Origin of the sequence: Halobacillus sp. (genome assembly GCF_049282395.1) — a bacterium.
In the GTDB taxonomy this organism is placed as follows: domain Bacteria; phylum Bacillota; class Bacilli; order Bacillales; family Halobacillaceae; genus Halobacillus.
In genome coordinates, this window is record NZ_JBAPTY010000418.1 from 1 (window position 1) to 1,660 (window position 1,660).

1 protein-coding gene and 1 pseudogene are annotated in these 1,660 nt (G+C 38.6%); both read right to left on the minus strand.

Going from position 1 to position 1,660, the window contains the following annotated elements:
• Positions 1–685: pseudogene (locus tag WAM07_RS17405) on the minus strand (hypothetical protein); the annotation flags it as partial.
• Between the two features lie 23 nt (positions 686–708).
• Positions 709–1,380, minus strand: coding sequence for a hypothetical protein (locus WAM07_RS17410; protein WP_422168657.1), 672 nt, complete (start codon positions 1,378–1,380; stop codon positions 709–711).
• Positions 1,381–1,660 lie beyond the last annotated feature (280 nt).

Here is a 1,660-nt window from a genome sequence, read left to right on the forward strand (position 1 = left end):
ATGGACTGCTCACCGTAATGACCTCTCCATTCTCACGCAGTTGATTAAGTTGACTATCCACCATGGCAGCCATGGCTTCTTTTTGAGCCAGGGCAGTTTCTTGTTCAGCAATTTTTTCTTTTTTTAGAAACTTTGTTTCTGCATAGGATCCTCTCGTGTCACTATTACTAGTTTCTCCATTGGCGGGATTGTCTGGGCTGAGGTTCCCGAAATTTGAATTATTTTCCGTGTTCGGGTCGTTACGGCCTGGTTCGCTCAACTCATTTTCAGGCTCAGGTACTGTATAGCCCTCGAGTTCTTGTATGTAATTTTCGATAGCCGCTATTTCCTGTTCTAAGCGGGTTTGTTTATTGTCAAGCTGCGTTTCCTTACCGGCATAGTCTTCTACTTCATAAGAATATAGGTCATCGCCTTCCTCAACGGTTTGACCTTCTTTGGCAACGAATTCATGAAAAGCGCCGGAATCCTGGTTGAAGTAAACAGGAGTGGTTTTAGCAGACGCAAAAACTCCTTCAGAAGACAGGGTGTTCTGCAAGTCCGATGTAGTCGACTCAGACCATTCCTTAATATAGGACTTGCGTTCCACATGGCCCTCCTCGTCAAAGTAAATAAGCAGAGCATTGGTTGCAATGAATGCAATTATTAAGAAACCTAGAATTCTTTTACTATATCTTTTATTTTTCATATACGTTCACACCTTCTGCTTTCTTACCTGAGTAAATAGAGTAAAAACAGGTCATAGTTGGATAGAGCTGCTGTTCCGGTCCACAAAAGCAAGTGCCAAAAGACTACACCTGTCCATATCCACCTTCTTCTGGTAGGGGAGATACTCGAGATGCAAGTCACCTGGTACCAAATGATAAACAATTGAAAAATGGATATAGAGCCAAGTAAATAAATAATCCAATTTATATCGGTTATGTAGGAAGTGATAATTCCAAATGAAAAAGGAGAAACATACCAGTCAAGTCCGAAATAAACCATTAGTGGGATCCATAGTACACGCTCAAGAAGCATGACTAAAAGAACATTCATTTGGATAATCAAAAGCTTCTTATAAGAAACATGATTAAACAACCAGAAAAAGAAAGAAGAAATAAATAAGATGAATACATATAACAGAATTCCAAATGCTACACGACCGATTAAGAACCAGGCTTTTCGGAATTCATATTCCACTCTGTTTAAGCTGCTCATCTCATCTGATAGAGGATCGGTCCCAAGACCCATCCAGGATGTCCAAACATAGGTTAAAACGGTTAAACCTAGTAATAAGAATAATAGTTTCCAAACATTTTTAATTCGTTCCGCTTCCCTCAATTTGAATAAATGGTCTTCGCGGCGAATAAACAGTTTCATCAAGTTTACTGAATAAGTCATTCGGTCCATCCTTTATCTATTTTGTCTATTCTGTACTTATTTTAACTGAATTTGTCACACCTTGCTATATGATAATTGGAATCATTGGAAAAAATAACAATTTACTATCTCTCTTAATCTAAAGGAAGGGTGGATGATGATCGTGATTCTAGTAGAAGTTATTGTTTAATTTTTCATAAGCGGACTATTAAATTATCGGAACGTAAGCTGGAAGCATTCATTTTGAAATAGAGATTTACGGTGAAGGTTCTTCGTGGGACGATTCGCTTTAGCCCTGCAG

Bases quoted from the DNA above. Each gene is read 5' to 3' on its own strand.
- WAM07_RS17410 (WP_422168657.1), bottom strand. From the start codon at position 1,380: ATGACTTATTCAGTAAACTTGATGAAACTGTTTATTCGCCGCGAAGAC.